We start from the raw sequence: 395 nt of genomic DNA, 5'->3' as shown, positions 1-395 counted from the left end.
CCCCCGAACATTCCTTTACATACTCCCCCGTTAGCTCCACCGCCTGAGCAGCAACAAGATTTTCCGGCAGGTTTAAGCGCCTGGCAAGCTGTTCTACCCTTTTCCGGAGTGTATTGCTGCTGGAAAAATCCAATAGGGAATAAGAGCCCGTGCTTTCCTTGCGCAACGTTTGTTCAACAATGCTGATTTGCTCGAACGCTTCATGCCAATCCCAGCGGGAAAGCTTGCGCAAGCTTCCGATAAGGTTTCCTATTGTCACTTGATAATCAGCCTGAAGCTGATATTCATAGGACAATATATGATCTAAGCTCTCGGGGCCGTTCTCCAATTTGCATATAAGCCATTCACCAACGGTTGCCGTATAGTCGGCGCGTTCCCGGAGATGTTTAACTAGA

At 48.6% G+C, this 395-nt stretch carries 1 protein-coding gene; it reads right to left on the bottom strand.

What is annotated here, in order from left to right; translation table 11 throughout:
- On the bottom strand, window positions 1-395 hold a 395-nt coding region (locus tag AC2JF9_RS10195; RefSeq protein WP_500727532.1), incomplete at both ends, for a hypothetical protein.

The organism is Lactobacillus sp. C449L, assembly GCF_059900815.1.
The sequence above is the reverse complement of the archived record's forward strand: the minus strand, read 5'-3'. Positions and strand labels throughout refer to the sequence as shown.